1 protein-coding gene is annotated in these 225 nt (G+C 48.0%); it reads left to right on the top strand.

The window, feature by feature from the left end; genetic code table 11:
- The coding region (locus HJY11_RS13970; protein ID WP_208076500.1) for a hypothetical protein at positions 1–225 on the top strand (225 nt) is incomplete at both ends.

Here is a 225-nt window from a genome sequence, read left to right on the forward strand (position 1 = left end):
CGATTTTCTCCGCAAGGTACGCAGCCAGTCATATGAGCAGACAGATTTTTCCAGTGATCCGAAGGTTCTGAATATTCCGTCGGACGATGACTGTTTACGGGACATCTCGGATCGGGATTTTCTGGAACACTACCGTGAAGCACTGGATTCGCTTTCTTATCAGGAGCGCCAGACGTTTCTTCTTCGGTACGACCATGATTTCAAGCTTGAAGAGATTGCGGACTT

The organism is Bittarella massiliensis (ex Durand et al. 2017) (assembly GCF_017566145.1).
GTDB classification, from domain to species: Bacteria; Bacillota; Clostridia; order Oscillospirales; family Ruminococcaceae; genus Bittarella; species Bittarella massiliensis_A.